The 16,423-nt window shown below is 53.7% G+C and carries 14 protein-coding genes, 1 tRNA gene and 1 pseudogene; 6 read left to right on the top strand and 10 right to left on the bottom strand.

The features are described 5' to 3' along the window. The first annotated feature begins 107 nt into the window (after window positions 1-107). Window positions 108-1,940 (top strand): phosphoenolpyruvate carboxykinase (GTP), encoded by a 1,833-nt coding sequence (locus H924_RS12135; RefSeq protein WP_015652255.1) that lies wholly within the window; start codon window positions 108-110, stop codon window positions 1,938-1,940. Window positions 1,941-2,088: 148 nt separating this feature from the next. Here the strand turns inward: H924_RS12135 and H924_RS12130 are convergent, their stop codons facing one another. The 4 genes from H924_RS12130 to H924_RS12120 form a co-directional block, all read right to left on the bottom strand. Further along, on the bottom strand, window positions 2,089-2,469 hold the full coding sequence (locus H924_RS12130; protein WP_015652254.1) for a HigA family addiction module antitoxin: 381 nt from the start codon (window positions 2,467-2,469) through the stop codon (window positions 2,089-2,091). Further along, the gene (locus tag H924_RS14810) at window positions 2,450-2,518 is read right to left on the bottom strand and encodes a hypothetical protein (protein ID WP_404825337.1); all 69 of its coding nucleotides are present in this window, start codon (window positions 2,516-2,518) and stop codon (window positions 2,450-2,452) included. Before H924_RS14810 ends, H924_RS12130 begins: the two co-directional genes overlap by 20 nt. Before the next feature lie 155 nt (window positions 2,519-2,673). Continuing rightward, window positions 2,674-3,438: a class I SAM-dependent methyltransferase gene (locus H924_RS12125; RefSeq protein WP_015652253.1), complete on the bottom strand. Its 765-nt coding sequence runs from the start codon at window positions 3,436-3,438 to the stop codon at window positions 2,674-2,676. Continuing rightward, window positions 3,435-4,028 carry a hypothetical protein gene (locus H924_RS12120; protein WP_015652252.1) on the bottom strand — a complete coding sequence of 198 codons (594 nt, stop codon included), beginning with the start codon at window positions 4,026-4,028 and terminating at the stop codon, window positions 3,435-3,437. Before H924_RS12120 ends, H924_RS12125 begins: the two co-directional genes overlap by 4 nt. Before the next feature lie 69 nt (window positions 4,029-4,097). Here H924_RS12120 and H924_RS12115 point away from each other — a divergent pair, with 69 nt between their 5' ends. Further along, entirely contained in the window at window positions 4,098-5,216 is a 1,119-nt protein-coding gene (locus H924_RS12115) for a glycosyltransferase family 4 protein (RefSeq protein WP_015652251.1), read from the top strand. Here the strand turns inward: H924_RS12115 and H924_RS12110 are convergent. After that, complete coding sequence (locus tag H924_RS12110; protein ID WP_015652250.1) at window positions 5,172-6,614, bottom strand: hypothetical protein; 1,443 nt, start codon at window positions 6,612-6,614, stop codon at window positions 5,172-5,174. The genes H924_RS12115 and H924_RS12110 overlap by 45 nt on opposite strands. Window positions 6,615-6,616: 2 nt before the next feature. Continuing rightward, window positions 6,617-7,435, bottom strand: a complete 819-nt coding sequence (locus H924_RS12105) for a porin PorA family protein (protein ID WP_029702975.1) — start codon at window positions 7,433-7,435, stop codon at window positions 6,617-6,619. 40 nt (window positions 7,436-7,475) lie between these two features. Between H924_RS12105 and H924_RS13995 the strand changes: the two are divergent. Then, a pseudogene (locus H924_RS13995) lies at window positions 7,476-8,531 on the top strand (acyltransferase family protein); the annotation flags it as partial. On the opposite strand, the gene H924_RS12100 reads toward H924_RS13995, so the two are convergent. The 3 genes from H924_RS12100 to H924_RS12090 all read right to left on the bottom strand — a co-directional run bounded on the left by H924_RS12100 (window position 8,443) and on the right by H924_RS12090 (window position 12,400). Continuing rightward, window positions 8,443-11,517, bottom strand: coding sequence for an alpha-(1->3)-arabinofuranosyltransferase domain-containing protein (locus tag H924_RS12100; protein WP_015652247.1), 3,075 nt, complete (start codon window positions 11,515-11,517; stop codon window positions 8,443-8,445). The pseudogene H924_RS13995 and the gene H924_RS12100 overlap by 89 nt on opposite strands. A gap of 124 nt (window positions 11,518-11,641) precedes the next feature. Continuing rightward, window positions 11,642-11,845 (bottom strand): DUF2613 domain-containing protein, encoded by a 204-nt coding sequence (locus H924_RS12095; RefSeq protein WP_015652246.1) that lies wholly within the window; start codon window positions 11,843-11,845, stop codon window positions 11,642-11,644. 108 nt (window positions 11,846-11,953) lie between these two features. After that, complete coding sequence (locus H924_RS12090) at window positions 11,954-12,400, bottom strand: universal stress protein (RefSeq protein WP_029702979.1); 447 nt, start codon at window positions 12,398-12,400, stop codon at window positions 11,954-11,956. Window positions 12,401-12,566: 166 nt separating this feature from the next. Here H924_RS12090 and H924_RS12085 point away from each other — a divergent pair, with 166 nt between their 5' ends. After that, complete coding sequence (locus tag H924_RS12085; RefSeq protein WP_029702981.1) at window positions 12,567-13,718, top strand: glycoside hydrolase family 3 N-terminal domain-containing protein; 1,152 nt, start codon at window positions 12,567-12,569, stop codon at window positions 13,716-13,718. 62 nt (window positions 13,719-13,780) lie between these two features. Then, a complete protein-coding gene (locus tag H924_RS12080) occupies window positions 13,781-15,478 on the top strand; it encodes a VanW family protein (protein WP_015652242.1) in 1,698 nt (565 codons plus the stop codon). 106 nt (window positions 15,479-15,584) lie between these two features. Here H924_RS12080 and H924_RS12075 read toward each other — a convergent pair. After that, window positions 15,585-15,655 (bottom strand) — tRNA-Gly (locus H924_RS12075). Between the two features lie 93 nt (window positions 15,656-15,748). On the opposite strand from H924_RS12075, the gene dcd reads away from it, so the two are divergent. Further along, complete coding sequence (gene dcd / locus H924_RS12070) at window positions 15,749-16,318, top strand: dCTP deaminase (protein WP_015652241.1); 570 nt, start codon at window positions 15,749-15,751, stop codon at window positions 16,316-16,318. Window positions 16,319-16,423: the final 105 nt, after the last annotated feature.

The raw sequence follows: 16,423 nt of genomic DNA, 5'->3' as shown, positions 1-16,423 counted from the left end.
ATGACAAATGTGGCATGTGTCTCATTAGACTTATTAACTAGTTCCGGTCCTAAAAGCTACGCTGGATTTCGAGAACTCAGTCGAGTGACAAATTGTCTGGAGAAGTGATGACTACAGCTGCAATCAGGGGCCTTAAAGGTGAGGCGCCAACTAACAATGAGGAACTGCTGAGCTGGATCGCGGACGCGGTCGAGCTATTTCAGCCAGAAGCAGTTGTCTTCGCAGACGGTTCCCAAGAAGAGTGGGATCGCATGGCGGAGGAGCTCGTTGAGGCTGGAACCCTCATTAAGCTAAATGAGGAGAAGCACCCCAATAGCTTCCTGGCACGTTCCAACCCTTCCGATGTTGCACGTGTTGAATCCCGTACCTTCATCTGCTCCGAGAAGGAAGAAGATGCAGGTCCTACCAATAACTGGGCACCGCCACAGGCGATGAAGGACGAAATGTCCAAGCATTTCGCTGGCTCCATGAAGGGCCGCACCATGTATGTGGTTCCTTTCTGCATGGGCCCAATCAGCGATCCTGAGCCAAAGCTCGGTGTTCAGCTAACCGACTCTGAGTACGTTGTCATGTCCATGCGCATCATGACCCGCATGGGTGCTGAAGCCTTGGAGAAGATCGGTGAGAACGGCACCTTCGTTAAGTGCCTGCACACCGTTGGTGCACCTTTGGAGCCAGGTCAGGAAGATGTTCCATGGCCTTGCAATGACACCAAATACATCACCCAGTTCCCTGACACCAAGGAAATCTGGTCCTACGGCTCCGGCTACGGCGGAAACGCCATCCTTGCTAAGAAGTGCTACGCACTGCGTATCGCTTCTGTCATGGCTCGTGAAGAAGGCTGGATGGCTGAGCACATGCTCATCCTGAAGCTGATCAATCCAGAAGGCCGCGCTTACCACATCGCTGCAGCATTCCCATCTGCTTGCGGTAAGACCAACCTTGCCATGATCACTCCAACCATCCCAGGCTGGACCGCTCAGGTTGTTGGCGATGACATTGCATGGCTGAAACTACACGAGGATGGCCTCTACGCCGTCAACCCAGAAAACGGTTTCTTCGGTGTTGCTCCTGGCACCAACTACGCATCCAACCCAATTGCGATGCAGACCATGGAGCCCGGAAACACCTTGTTCACCAACGTCGCGCTTACCGACGATGGCGATATCTGGTGGGAGGGCATGGATGGCGAGACTCCTGCTCACCTCATCGACTGGAAGGGTAACGACTGGACCCCAGAGTCTGATGAAAACGCTGCTCACCCTAACTCCCGTTACTGTGTAGCGATCGAGCAGTCCCCAGCAGCTGCACCAGAGTTCAACGACTGGCACGGCGTAAAGATCGACGCCATCCTCTTCGGTGGACGTCGCCCTGACACCGTTCCACTGGTTTCCCAGACCTACGACTGGGAGCACGGCACCATGGTTGGCGCCCTCCTCGCATCCGGTCAGACCGCAGCTGACGCTGAGGCAAAGGTCGGCACCTTGCGCCACGATCCAATGGCAATGCTGCCATTCATGGGTTACAACGCTGGTGAATACCTGCAGAACTGGATCGACATGGGCAACAAGGGTGGCGACAAGTTGCCATCCATCTTCATGGTCAACTGGTTCCGCCGTGGCGAAGATGGACGCTTCCTGTGGCCTGGCTTCGGTGACAACTCCCGCGTTCTGAAGTGGGTCATCGACCGTATTGAAGGCCGTGTTGGCGCCGACGAGACCATCGTTGGTTACACCGCAAAGGCTGAGGATCTGGACCTCGAAGGTCTAGACACCCCACTTGAGGATGTGAAGGAAGCACTTACCGCTCCTGCACACCAGTGGGCATCTGATGTTGAGGACAATGCTGAGTACCTCACCTTCTTGGGACCAAAGGTTCCAACCGAGGTTCATGAGCAGTTCGAAGCACTGAAGAAGCGCATCAACGCAGCACAGGCTTAGTACAGCTCCGGAGACCCCGGATTCAGAAACCCAAAAGGGTGCCTGAATCCGGGGTTTTCTGCTGTTTTAGAACCAACCTAAGTTCCAGTGATCGTGGAAATGAACGCGGCAATCTATTGCAATGGAAAAGGAATTATATCCTGCCCTTTCACTGCTTCGATCCCACACCAGCGATCTTCTCATGCAGTGCCCGACGCTCCAGCCGTAGCTCATAGTTCGTCTGCAGATTCATCCACATCTCGGCGGATGTACCAAAATACCGTGCCAGGCGAAGAGTAGTATCAGCGCTGACACCCCGCTTGCCATGCACGATCTCGCTGATTCGACGTGGTGGTACGCCAATTGCTACAGCGAGCTTATTTTGTGTGATCCCGAAGCCGGTGATGAAATCTTCCATCAGGATCTCACCTGGGTGGATCGGCTCAATAAACTCACCTGGTTTGTCCAGTTCATTTTCAATGAAAGTCGACGAGTTCGACCTTATCCGCACCTTCTTTATTCCAGATACATCAGAGACACCATTGAGCATTCACACGAATACTATGTCGTCCGCGTTGGTCGCCAGATAACTGTTCCAAATGGTTTCCTGGTGGAATCTTAAGGCACCAATACCCATTGCCGCATGAATCAATTCAAGCTTTCGCAAAGTCGCCCGCTGAAGAAGTTGCACTCTTAAAGTCGAAAATGGGCGCAGACTTTTTCGCTTGGAGGGAACACAATCCCTAACCCCACTTCACTCACCTTTGCGCAGCACCAACACCAGGTTGCTCACCAAGAATTCACGCAAAACCGGTACCCGGACTAAAAACCAAGCCCATGTGGGGTGATAACGCGGAAAAGCAAGTACCAACTGAGCATCTGTAGCTTGTTTTGCCCAGTTCAAACCCGCAGCGCAGGAGACATCAAAAAGAGATTGGCCAAAAACATTCTTCGGCAGGTGACCATGTTTGCGAAGGTAGCGCTTAAGCGCGAATTCGCCACCCACATAGTGCTGCCAGATGCCTGTTTCATGGCCACCAAAAGGGCCTAGCCAGATGGTATAGCTCAAAATCGCAATGCCACCTGGTTTGGTGACACGCAGCATTTCATCGCCCATGCGCCAGGGATCAGCTAGATGTTCTGCCACGTTGGAGGAATAGATGATATCGCAGGAGTTATCTAAAAGTGGCAGGTCAAGGCCGGATCCGCGGACCGAGCCACGCACCTTAATGCCAGCTGCTGCCATCTCGCCAACGTCTGGTTCCACACTAAAATACTGCGCTTTGCGCGCGCGGAAAGCTGAGGCGAAATAGCCAGGTCCACCGCCCACATCAACAACAACCTTGCCGGCCAGTGAGTGGCCGGTGATGTCGTGGCTGATGGCGTCGATAAGCGTGGCAGTGTCTTGGGCTAAGTTGCCGTAGAAGATATCGGGGCGGGTTTGCTCAAAGCGGAAATCGCTGAGTAAACCCAGCGCGCGGCGCAGGGTGGCCAAGCGGCGGGTGTGCGCAGGGATCAATTGGTGGACCAGTCCAGATCGCGGATATCCTCACCATTCATCCAGCGCAGAACGGTAGTAATTGCGGTGGAGACATCGGGAACGATGGTGGTGTGGCTAACGCCTGCAACGCCATATTCCAGGGTCCAACCAGCTAATTCATCAAAGCTACGGGCTTTGATATAGGTGGACTCATCGGCCGGGTTATCCAGGTCAAAGCGGCTAATGACAATAAAGTCCTCATCTTCATGCATAAGAGTCATCAGTGGCTCTAGCCCCAGACGGGAGGCGCCAATGCGGGCATCGTCATCGCCACGCATTTTGATGGTGAAGTTAATGTCTTCATCGCCAAAGCGCAGGGTTTCGCCATTATGCTGCAGACCCAGGCCTTCAGCCAGCACAAAATCATCGAGCCAGCCGAGATTGTCATTGATTAATTCGGAGGAGACTTCAATGGTGACATTATCGGTATTGGCAAAAGGCACCCCGATAAAGTCGGCGCCATCTTCGCGGGCTGCAGTCAAAATAAGTTCGCGGATCTCCTCCGGGCTGTGGCCGGGGGCGCGGAAAGGCGAAAAAATCGTGATGGTTTCTGAGCTGCTGGAAGTCATAAAACTATTATGACGGGTTTGGGCTGGAGGCGGGAATCCGGGGCACATGCAGCTAAACTTGGAAACCCTATGAAGATCCTTTTGTTGTGCTGGCGCGATACCACTCATCCCCAAGGTGGCGGTAGTGAACGCTACCTGGAACGAGTGGGGGAATATCTGGCTTCCCAAGGCCATGAGGTTATTTTCCGCACGGCAGGACATACCGATGCCCCGCGGCGTTCCTTCCGCGATGGTGTGCGCTATTCGCGCAGCGGGGAGAAATTCAGCGTTTATCCCAAGGCTTGGGCTGCCATGACTTTAGGCAGGTTGGGTATCGGCACCTTTGCCAAGGTTGATGTGGTGGTAGATACCCAAAATGGCATTCCTTTTTTTGGCAGGTTTTTCTCCGGCAAGCCCACCATTTTGCTTACCCATCACTGTCACCGCGAGCAGTGGCCAGTGGTCGGCCCGGTCCTGGCGCGCGTGGGTTGGTTTTTGGAATCTAAAGTTGCACCCCGCGCCTATAAAAATGCACCTTATGTCACGGTTTCCGCGCCTAGTGCAGAGGAACTGAGCAATCTTGGTGTGGAGCCAGAGCGCATTCACATTATCCGCAATGGCCTGGATCTGGTGCCAGCTCATCTGCCTCGCCTGGACCGTGATGGCGTGCATTTGATTACGCTCTCGCGCTTGGTGCCCCATAAGCAGATTGAACATGCCATGGATGTGGTGGCAGCCCTTGATGGCGTGGTGCTCGATGTGGTGGGCAGTGGCTGGTGGCAGGAAGAATTGGTGGCCTATGCCCGCGAGCTCGGTGTGAGCGATCGGGTGGTGTTCCACGGTCAGGTGGCTGAGGATCATAAACATGCCCTCCTCGAGCGCGCCACCATCCATCTCATGCCCTCCCGCAAAGAAGGCTGGGGTTTGGCCGTCACCGAAGCCGCCCAACACAGCGTGCCCACCATCGGTTATCGCAGCTCCGGCGGCCTGCGCGATTCCATCGACGACGACCACACCGGAATCCTTGTTGATTCCAAGGCACAGTTGATTGCCATCACTAAAAAGCTGCTTCTCGACGCGCCCCTGCGTGCCCAACTAGGCAGCGCCGCGGCTCAGCGCGCCAGCACCTATAGCTGGGACACCGCTGGTGCTCAATTTGAGCAGCTACTCCTTGACCTTGGAAAAGGATCTGCGTGGGCGGAAAAATAACAGCGCGAAAGGCAATAGGAGCCAGCCGACACTGAGGCTGGTGCCTAGATAAAAACGCCAGCCGCGCTGCGGTGGGGCGGAGGTTTCTACCACGGTGTCGCCGTCGATAATTAGGCCCACACCGAGGGTTTCCAATTCAGCGAGGTCGCCGCGCTGCCACGCCTGATTAGCGGCCACCCACCTGGACGAAGGCGCATCGGTGACCACGCCGTCAACCCGCAGCTCGCCAGATTCCACCAGGGAGAGCGCCTTGGTGCGCGGATCAACCACCACAATGCCATCGGCGCGCTGCACCAGCGTGGACTGCCCAACCAGCAACACATCACGGCCTGCCGCAAGTTGGGCAAGTTCCGCGGTGGCTGTCACGTGGGCAGAGCTGGGGCGCAACACAGCAACCTCGCGCGCAGCATCGGGGATCTGCAACAGCGCCAGCAAAGTTGCCACCCAAGCCAAAGGTTTATGCAGACCAGCTGCCATAGACACATAAGCTGGGATGGCAAACACCAAAAGTTTTTGAGAATCTCGGAAAAGCGCTGCGCCCGGAATATGCGCGATAACCCAGGTGAAATATTCCGGCAGCAGCCAGGGACTTAAAGCACCCAATAAACCAGCCACTGCCAGCACCATTAAAGGCCACGGGCAATTGCGGAAACCGGCCAGCAAAATAACAAATAACAAAAATCCGGCGATGGCGAAGCCGGCTTCTCGCGAGGCCGGAACTGCGCCTGCATTCCAGATGCCACCCAAGCCGAGTGCGGTGCCCAGGGTGCCGGCGAACCCTTCAGCGCGGATGCCAAATACCGATACCCCCGCTGCCGCTGGGGGCGCCAAGAGAGCAGGAATCAACCACGGTAGCCAGCTTAAGAGTCCAAAAATTGCCGTTAGTGCTTTGCGACGAGACGATGCAACACCCACAATCACCGCCACAAAAGCCCCGGTGGGAGAAAGCGCTGCTGCCCACATGGCCACAATCTGTAAACGTGGGTGCTTGCGCAAGGAAATGATCAGCGGCAAAAGCCAAGCAGCCATCACCAAAGACCAATGCCCTTGGAGTAATCGCTCCACCACAAAGGGGTTGTAGATGGCAATGGTTACCGCAGCAAAAGGCATTTTTCCCAGTCGCATGGCTCCATACGCACCCGCTAATCCGGCAACTACCAAAAGCAATCGCACCAGCCAGCTGACGGGGAGGAAACCCAGCAGAGCCAGCACACCATCTTGGGGAGCATTACGCGCCGGGAGGTCACCAAAACCTAAGGCATTTAGCGAAAGTGCGGGATTATCCACCACCGCCATATCACGTAGCAATAATTCCCCAGGACCTGCCAAAGGCCACAACAAAGAACCCACCAGCAGGGTACTCCAGGCCCAGAGCAGCATCCTGTGGGTGGCAGACATGTTTAGCGCCCGAGGTTTTGCACAGTCTTGGTCAACTGACCGCGTTTAAAAATTCCAGTCTTATAAGCACCGAGGGCCAGCAATACTGAGCCAATAAACTTGATAAAGAAATCCAAAGCCTTGGCTAATTCAATCTTTTGATCAATGTCAGCTGCACGTTCTTGCAGATCAGTGCGAGTATCATCGGTATAACTAAATTCCACTGTTTGATCTCCACTGACATCGTGGATGGTTAAGACCTCATGCTTATTAACAATAAACCCAGAGTTCTTTTCAACTTCCAGGGTGCGTTCCGCGGAATAATTGCGATTGTCATCTAAGGGGATATAACGAAGATCCTGGTAGAAGCTATAAATATCGCCATCTCGGGAGACATAATCCAGCGGTTCCGCATAACCTAAGGTGATGTCATAGTAAGGATAAGAATTGCGCAAGGTATTAGCCGGGAAGAAATAGTGCAGTCCTTCGCGGACTTCATTGCTGTGGTCTGCCGGGGAACCAACAATTGAGGCAGTTGGCTCAATTGCGGGGAAACGGGAATGCCCAATGAGCGTGAGATCATCGGTGATATCAGAGACAACCTCGCCGGCCTGATCTGTAATGGTGATCTCCACATGCGTGGCGATCTCATCAATTTTCTCAGTTTTGGCCGTCACAATATGTTCAGTGCGAGTTAGCCCCTGTGGGCTTTCACTCACAATGGTTAAGTCCAAGTCTTTGGGCAAGGTTCTTGCCTGTCCAACCATGAAGGGAGGCACGATGAGAGCGAAAATGAGAAACAGCACGCCGGTGGTCATTAATATCACGGCTGATCTTTTCATTGTGTGTTTACTCCTTTCCGCTAAGCTCGCATTCTGAACAATGTCTACCCAATCATATGCACCCACCCGGCGCCACGGATTCATTAGCTCTCTTGAGGGCCTTCGCGCACTAGCTTCCCTCGGAGTGTTGGCTACCCATGTCGCTTTCCAAACGGCCGTTGATCCCGCTACCGCAGTGGGCGCAGTACTAGCGCGTTTCGATTTTTTCGTCGCAGTGTTTTTTGCTCTTTCAGCCTTTGTTTTGTGGCGCCGTCGTGCCGGACAAGCCTGGGCACAGTATTACTTCAAGCGTTTTTCCCGCATTATGCCTGCTTATTGGGTGTGTGTATTGGCTGTGCTGCTGTTTATCCCAAGCGGACCGTGGTTAGCTAACCTCAGCCTCACCCAAATCTTTTGGCCAAGTGGGCTCATGACAGGCCTTACCCATCTGTGGTCTTTGTGCGTGGAGATGGTTTTTTATCTGGTGCTTCCACTTTTTGCGCTGCTGTTGGATAGGTTCGGCAAAAAACAGCGCATCTTATTGATCCTCGGATTCTCTTTGTTAAGCCTGGGTTGGGCCTGGCTGCCTATTGTGGAATCTGCGACGGACCGCGGATTGGCCAATATGCAGATTTGGCCACCGTCTTATATGTGCTGGTTTGCCGTGGGATTAATTGCCGCAGAGCTAGAAGGCATGCGTTTCCCAAAGATTCCCTATGGCATCTGGGTGGTGCTGAGCCTGATTATTGCGTGGGTGGCTGGCCAGGAATGGTACGGCCCCTTGGGGCTTGTTCACCCTAGCCCCGCGGAATTTAACTTGAGGATTTTAGCTGGCACAGCCTTTGCTGCGGTTTTGGTAGTACCGCTAGCTTTGGGCACACCTTCGGCGGTATTGAGCTCTGCTCCGATGCAAAAACTGGGCTTGTGGTCCTATTCCATTTTCTTATGGCACCTGCCAGTTTTGACCATCGTTTTCCCACTTTTAGGTATTCCGCTTTTCGACGGACACTTCTTGCTGGTTTTCGTGGCTACGGTGTTGTTGACGATTCCGGTGGCTGCGGCAAGTTATGTTTTGGTGGAGCAGCCGGTGCAACAGTGGGTGCAAAAAGTGCTAAAACGCCAATCCCAGCCAAGAGCGTCAAAGCAGGAGAATCTCCTGGATAACTAGCGTCGGGCCAAGGTGCTTGGGCTAGCCACAGTCCACAAATTCCTACGGGCACTGCCGCGAGCGCCCAGCGCGGAATCAGGGTAAATCGCAAAATTAGCCAGCTGGCTGCTGCCGGAATAATCCACCAACCCAGCATTGGAATCAAGAACAGAGCAGACCAAGGTGCATTTGAATTGTCCTGCCAAGGCTCAGCTGAAACTTTGCGGCGACTACATATCCAGGCCGCAGCTGCCAACACCAGCAGTGTTAATTCCATGCCGCCAAAAAGACTAAAGCGATAGGGTTTTTCGCCAGCAAATCCAAAATTTAGTTCACCGCTTAAACCTGCTGGAATAACAAAAGCTTGGGCGCCTGCATCAATTTCCACCGCCTGCAAAGGGGTTTCGTCGAGAAGCGCTTGGGAACCGGAATTAAAAGCACGCGTGGTCAGCAACAGACGGTCGGTGGGTGCTGCCTGGATGTTGGTGAGGGGTTCTACCGCGGTACGTGGAGTGGTGGCGGTGAAGGTGACCCACTCGGATTGGGTGCGCAGCATGTGGGTGCCTGCGCTTAAATTAAGTGGACCGCAATCGACACGTTGACCATCAAGTTCGATATTGCGGCAGGATTGCGCTGCGAGGGTGACCTCCATATAGCGGGGTACGGTGAAAGCACGGTCCAGGTAGGCGGTGGGCACAGTCAGGCGTTGGAAAATAAATTGCTGCACCTCAGGGGAAGTATCGGGCACCGTGATGGTGCGGGAAAGCCCATCCATCTGCAATTCAGAGATGCCCACAAAATGATCAAACTCCAGGCGAGCTTCAGGAGCTGCGAGTTTTAGGGTGGTGCTTTGGCCTTTTTTGAGTTCACGCACCATCACGGAATCGCCCGAGGTAATGGTGACGGTGACATTATCGCGGGGAGAAATACTGAGAGTTGTACCAGATCCACGGACTTCCAACCAGGGTTTGCTATCGCCTGGGGTGGGGAACCAAGCAGTATTAAAACGGCCATCTACCAGGGAGTTAATGGAACGATCTGGAATCGCACCGCCCCAAGAAGTGGCATCGGAACCAGAAGAGGAAGCCACGATGGAGCCTTCGGTGACAACTTGGGTGCGGGGACCTGCAGATGGGTAATCCACAATGCGGTTTTTCACCTCGGTTTCCGCGAGGCTGGCTAGCGCTGCAGAGCTTTTTCCATCGCCATAGTTAGTGCCCACCAGTTGTGGAGTATCGCTGACGATATCGGCATTAGCGCTGGTTAGAGTATGCGGGGAATAGCCATTAATGGAATCTAGGAGCGCGAGGATTTCGCCACCACCAGCTACGGTGGGAACGTCGGTGGAATCGGCAAGCATCATATCCTGCTTGGGATTAATCACGTAGACATCTACCTCGCCGAAGGTGTGTTTTTCGCCCTCAATTTTCACCTTGGGGGAGGAGTTTGTACTTAGATCATGGCGCACCAACACCACACCAATTCCGAGGCGTTTGAGGGATTCCGCAGGCAGACTTTGCGCAGAGCTTTCCGCCAAGCTTTCCAAGCCGTCCAAACCACGGATAGCTTCTGGTGGCACCAATGGGATGGCATCACGCACAGCCCACGGCACTTCTAAAAGTGGTTGGGCAGGTTCATCGCGGGTCCATCCCCAATCTTGGCGGGCAAAAGAAGAACTTGGCCAAATGAGAGTGCGGGTATTGGTGGCGTTGTTATTAATAAACTCTGTAGCCTCATACCAATATGCGGGAACTTCATCCCAGGTGCCCTGCGGGAGTAAGCGGCCTGACCACGCCGGAGCAATAGCACCGAGCGCTATTAACACCACTAATACGGCAGCTGCCTGCCGCTTTTGCCCCGGCTGTGGGGTGGTGGGGTGGCTGGGAGGCCGCGTCAACAAGCGTAGGGGGAGGTAAGAGCCGAGCGCCGCAACGCCAACCATCAACGGCAGGCGCACCAACAGGTCAAATTTGTGGATATTGCGTAGCGGAGCGCCGGCGCCATCGAGGAAGGATTGCACGGCGGGCAAATGGGCACTGCCCAAAATGAGCAGGCCGATGCTGAGCATAAAAACCCACAGGCCACGCGGTTTCAGCAACGCCAAACCCGCCAGTCCAGCTGCTGCCACCAACACGCTAAGCATGACAAAGAGAGCATCATTAACCAGCAAATATCCAGCTTGGCGCTCGGTATCTACAAAGGTTGTCCAGCTGGTGGTACCGCGCAAAATCTCAATCGGATTAAGCCAGGCAGTGGTTACTGAGGCACTTTCAATAAACTCCGTAAAAGGCGGGGCATAACGGCCCAGCACAATCAGCGGGCCCACCCACCAGGAATTAACCGCCACAATCGCCAGCCCCCAGACAGGCAGCTGCCACCACTGTTTAGGGTGGGGGAGAAGCCGGTACAAGAGGATCAACGTAGCTGGTAGGAGCGCTGCCATGGTGGCGGTGGCATTAACCGCACCCATGCAGGCTGCAGGGAAAAGAGAAAGCGCAAAAGCAGGGAGATCAAGGCTTAAGCGGAGCAGCGGCAAACACACCCATGGCGCCACCATAATTGGCCAGGCCTCGGAGGAAATAGCAGTCAGAGTGGTCAACGTACGCGGGGAAAGCGCAAAGAGCAGCGCTGCGATTATTCGAAAAGCGGGAGTACCTATCCGAAGCTGAGTTACTAGCTTCAGGAAGCCGGAAAAACCGATGCCCAAAAGCAGCCACCACCATAGGCGTTGGGCAATCCAATCCGGAAGGAAGTCTGTGAGCAGGAAAAATAGACCCTGCGGGAAAAGATAACCATAGGCCTGGTTTTGTAATTGGCCCATCGTGAAAGTATCAGTCCAAGCATGCAGCGCACCGCTCAAAAACCCAGCAGGGTTGAGCATAAGATCCAATTTGGTATCGGCTGCCACCTGGCCCAGAGGTTGTAAAAATGCCAAAAAGCCCAGCACAATCCACATTAAGGTATGCGGAGAGCGGGCTAGTTTTTGCAGGAGCCGGGGGCTGGCGCTTAAGGCGCTTAAGGCGCTTAGGGTGAGGTTGGCGCTGCTAAGGCTTTTACTGCTGTGGGTGCGCCGGCCGGGCCTAGTTTGCTTCGCGTGAGCCATACTCCGGGCCACCAAGCAATGCACTATCGGCGGTTACTGCATTACCCGTGGGCACTGTATCTTGTCCGGAGATCGCTGAAACTCCAAGGACCGCGACAACACCGACAGCAATACCCACAACGGCGCTGGCGATAGCAGGGCCGAGGGTTCGCCGGTTGAGGGAATCTGTTTCATATGCCATGACAGATCACGAGACTACCAGTTTTTAGGCCATTACAGCCAATATTTTTTGCTCGATTTTAAAGGCGCGGTGCTCCGGGTCAGCAGTAGCGGCGTCTTAAGCAGTGTCTTAATCTGCGGATTCTTCGTGCGCAGGAGGCACTACAAAAACCGGAATACCCGCATTGTGCAGCACATTATCTGCCGTAGAAGACTGCCACAGTGACTTCCATCCGGAAATAGCACGGGTGCCTGTAACAATAACGTCGGGACGTAACTCATCGGCTGCATCCACAATCGCGCTCCAAATTGCAGTGGCAGACTCCACCAAATGTGCCCGCGGGTTGAGCCCTAAGGATTCCGCCAGGGCCACACCCTGCTGGCAAATCTCCAAAGCAGCTGCCTGGGCTGGGTCTGCTGCAGCATCACCCAAGGTTGTTAGTGTCACCGCGCGCGCTGCCTGGTGGTGCAAAGGTTCCCAAGCAGTAAGAATTTCTACATTTTTGGGACGCAATAAAGCTGCTGCATATTCCAGCGCGCGCCGGGATTCCTGCGAGCCATCAAAAGCAATAAGCATGGTGGTTTCGGTGGCTGGATGTGGTTCCGGCACAGTGAGCTCCCTAATTTTTGCACTTTTAATGGATGGAGATGTGGCGATTCATTAGCTTCAATTGAAATAAATGCCCGCGCTGTTTCTATAGTAGTTAAGCGTGTGGCAGCAAAAGAGCAATTCCCAAAAGACAATGTCCGCAGCACTCCTATCAGCGACATTGCTATTATCGGCATGCTCTGAGGAAGTTGCAGAACCAAGCTTGTCGACGACTACCGCCGCGCCTACCGCACCGAGCTCGACAACCCCCACCCCGGAACCAACGGTGGAGGATTTGGTGCGTGCGCAAATCCCAGCCGAGCAGCGTGCCCAGGTGGCATCCCTGATGATGGTGGGCGTTTCCAATTATGACCAAGCTTTGGAAGCCCTCAACCAAGGTGTGGGTGGAATTTTTATTGGTTCCTGGACCGATGAAACCTTGTTGACAGAAGAAGGCCGAAATATCGCAGCATTGCGTGCTGCAGTTGGCCGTGATTTCTCCGTAAGCATTGACTTTGAAGGCGGCCGAGTACAAAGAGCCACCAACATCTTGGGAGATTTCCCTTCCCCCCGCGTAATGGCCCAGACCATGACACCTGAGCAGGTAGAAGACCTGGCTGAGATCCTGGGTACCGGCTTGGCAGCTCATGGCGTGACCGTTAACTTCGCGCCAGTTGTTGATGTGGATGCCTGGGGTTTACCTATCGTGGGTGACCGCTCATTTTCCAACGACCCAGCCGTTGCCGCTACCTATGCCACTGCCTTTGCCAAGGGATTGAGCAAGGTTGGAATTACCCCGGTATTTAAACACTTCCCAGGCCACGGCCGTGCCAGTGGAGATTCTCACCTGCAGGACGTAGTAACGCCCTCCTTGGAGGAACTAAAAACCTATGACCTCATTCCTTATGGAAAGGCACTTGCGGAAACCGATGGTGCCGTCATGGTTGGTCATATGATCGTGCCTGGTTTGGGTGAGGAGGGAGTTCCTTCCACTATCAACCCCGCTACCTACCAATTGCTGCGCAGTGGCGATTATCCTGGCGGTACCCCCTACGATGGGGTGATTTATACCGATGATCTTTCTGGCATGAATGCAATTTCTGCCAATTATGCTCCGGCCGATGCTGTACTTGCTGCGCTTAAAGCGGGTGCTGACCAGGCATTATGGATTGATTATAGTTCCCTCACTGCAGCAATTGATCGGGTTGATAGTGCGGTAAATAGTCGAGAATATCCGCGCGAACAGATGCTGGCCTCTGCTTATCGGGTGCAATTGCTGCACGTCACAGGTCAACAGAAAGAGTGAAGTTATCTCCTTAAAACCTATTTGAGTAGGATTTTTGCAGGAGTGCAACTAGCCTTTTTCATGTGAAACAATCTGGAAAAAAGTCGGCGATCAACAAGAATCGAACTACGGGTGTCTTTGTTGGGATTCTCGTTGGTCTTTTTGTGATTGTTGCTGGCATTTATGCCGTGGATGTTTTCTTAAATAAGGACAACATCCCCCGTGGCACCACGGTTGGTGGCGTGAGTATTTCCAATATGAGCAAAGAAGAAGCTCGCAACACTTTGGAAAGCGAACTAGCCGATACGGTAGCGCAGCCGGTCAAAGTCATTGCGGGTGTTAAAAATACCCAATTTGATCCTATTGCCGCAGGTGTAGGTATTGACTGGAACGCCACAATCGCAGGTGCAGGTGAGCAATCCTGGAACCCAATTACGCGCTTTAAGGCACTCTTCCAGGAATCTGAAGCTCCAATTGTCAGCACCGTTGATCCTGCCGCTTTTGGCCCCACTTTGGACCGCATGGTCACCGAACTTCATAGTGAGCCAGTTTCCGGTAACCTGCGTATTGACGCTGGCAAAGTTGTCGTTAATAACACTGTGGACGGTCAAGCCGTGGACCGTGCTGCTTTGGAATCAGAAGTCACCGAACACTGGCTAAACCCAGAAGGCGTGACTGTAGAAACCTCAGTAGTTCCTGCAGCTATTAGCCAAGACACCCTTAATGAATTGGCGGAAGGACCTGCTGCAAAGGCAGTTTCCGAACCTTTTGTCGTGCGCGGTGACGAAGGTGCAGAAGGCACCATTCCAGTGGAGCGCATGGGCGAGGTTGTGACCTTCCCTGAGGAAAACGGTCAACTCCGGGTAGACGTTAATACCGAGGTAGCTACGGAAATTTTGGCAGCCGGTTTGGAAGATACTGAAACCGAACCCACCAACGCCAAGATCAGTTTTTCCAGCGGTTCCCGCGTGGTTACTCCAGAAGTAAATGGCCATGAAATCAATTGGGAGCAAACCCTGGCCAGCTTGACTGAGAGCCTAACCGGCAATGGCGAGCGCACCATCGATGCCATTTATGAAGACACCCCAGCTACCTTTACCGCAGCTGATGCACAGGCTGCGACCTTTGATGAAGTGATGGGCGAGTTCACCACCGGTGGATTCTCTGCAGCATCTGGCACCAACATTCGCCTCACTGCGCAAATGGTTGATGGTGCTGTGGTTTCCCCAGGTGAAACCTTCTCCCTGAACAACTACACCGGTCCTCGTGGCGCAGCCCAGGGATTTGTGGAATCCGGCATTATTCTCGACGGCCACTCAGACAAAGCTGTCGGCGGCGGAATTAGCCAATTTGCCACCACCTTGTACAACGCTTATTACTTTGCAGGCTTAGAGGACATCACCCACACTCCACACAGCTACTATATTTCGCGTTATCCAGCCGGCCGTGAAGCCACAATCTTTGATGGTGCCATCGACCTGCAGTTCCGCAACAACACTCCATACCCAGTTATGATCAAGACCTCTGCAGATTCTTCCTCAGTAACCGTGCAGATCATGGGTGTGGATACCACGAGCGTAGAGTCCATCAACAATGGCAGGTGGGCGACTACTCAGCCAACCACTATGCGTCTTTCTGGTGATACTTGTGCAGCATCTACTGGTGCTCCTGGCTTTACTACCTCAGATACCCGCATCATCAGTGATCTTGCCGGAAATGTGATTAGCCGCGAAACCACCACCACGGTTTATGATCCTTCCCCCAACGTGGTCTGCTCCTAAGCACCAATAACAAAAACCTCGGATTCAATACCTCGGAAGGAGTACTGAATCCGAGGTTTTTTGCGTGAATCCGAGGGCGTGAATCCGAGAAGTTTTGTAGATCTTGAGCCGGTGACGGGAATCGAACCCGCGCCTCCTGCTTGGGAAGCAGGAATTCTACCATTGAACTACACCGGCATGAGGCCTTTAAAAGGCTTCCCCACAAACGTTAGCACTGCTTCTGTGACGTCCAAGATTGGGGTCGCGATCAAAAGGACTAGACTAATGGGCGTGCTGCTATCAGATCGAGACATTCGCAATTCAATTGACTCCGGCGACCTTGGGATTGAGCCTTTTGATCCTGAACTAATCCAGCCGTCGAGCATCGATGTTCGCATGGACCGTTATTTCCGAGTTTTTAACAACTCCAAATACACCCACATCGATCCCAAACAGAACCAAGATGAGCTCACTAGCCTGGTGGAAGTAGCCGAAGGCGATCCCTTTGTGCTGCACCCAGGTGAGTTTGTGCTGGCCTCCACCTTGGAAAAGTTCACCCTGCCCGCTCACTTGGCAGGCCGCTTGGAAGGTAAATCCTCCCTCGGACGCTTGGGTCTTTTGACTCACTCCACCGCTGGATTTATTGATCCCGGCTTCAGCGGATACATCACCCTGGAGCTTTCAAATGTGGCAAATCTGCCTATCACCCTGTGGCCGGGCATGAAGGTTGGCCAGCTGGCGCTCTTCCAGATGAGCTCACCTGCTGAGACCCCTTATGGATCTGGAAAACTTGGCTCTAAGTACCAAGGCCAGCGCGGACCTACTGCATCTAAGGCATATCTGAACTTCATCAATGAGTAACCTGTAACACGCCTTGCCCCTGTTTGGCTTGTTCAGGTCGCGCGTGCTTATAAAACGTGTTGAGATGAACTTCGGTTCATACTTCGTTGAAAGGAATCCCCCTAT

Source organism: Corynebacterium callunae DSM 20147 (assembly GCF_000344785.1).
GTDB lineage: Bacteria > Actinomycetota > Actinomycetes > Mycobacteriales > Mycobacteriaceae > Corynebacterium > Corynebacterium callunae.
The sequence above is the reverse complement of the archived record's forward strand: the minus strand, read 5'-3'. Positions and strand labels throughout refer to the sequence as shown.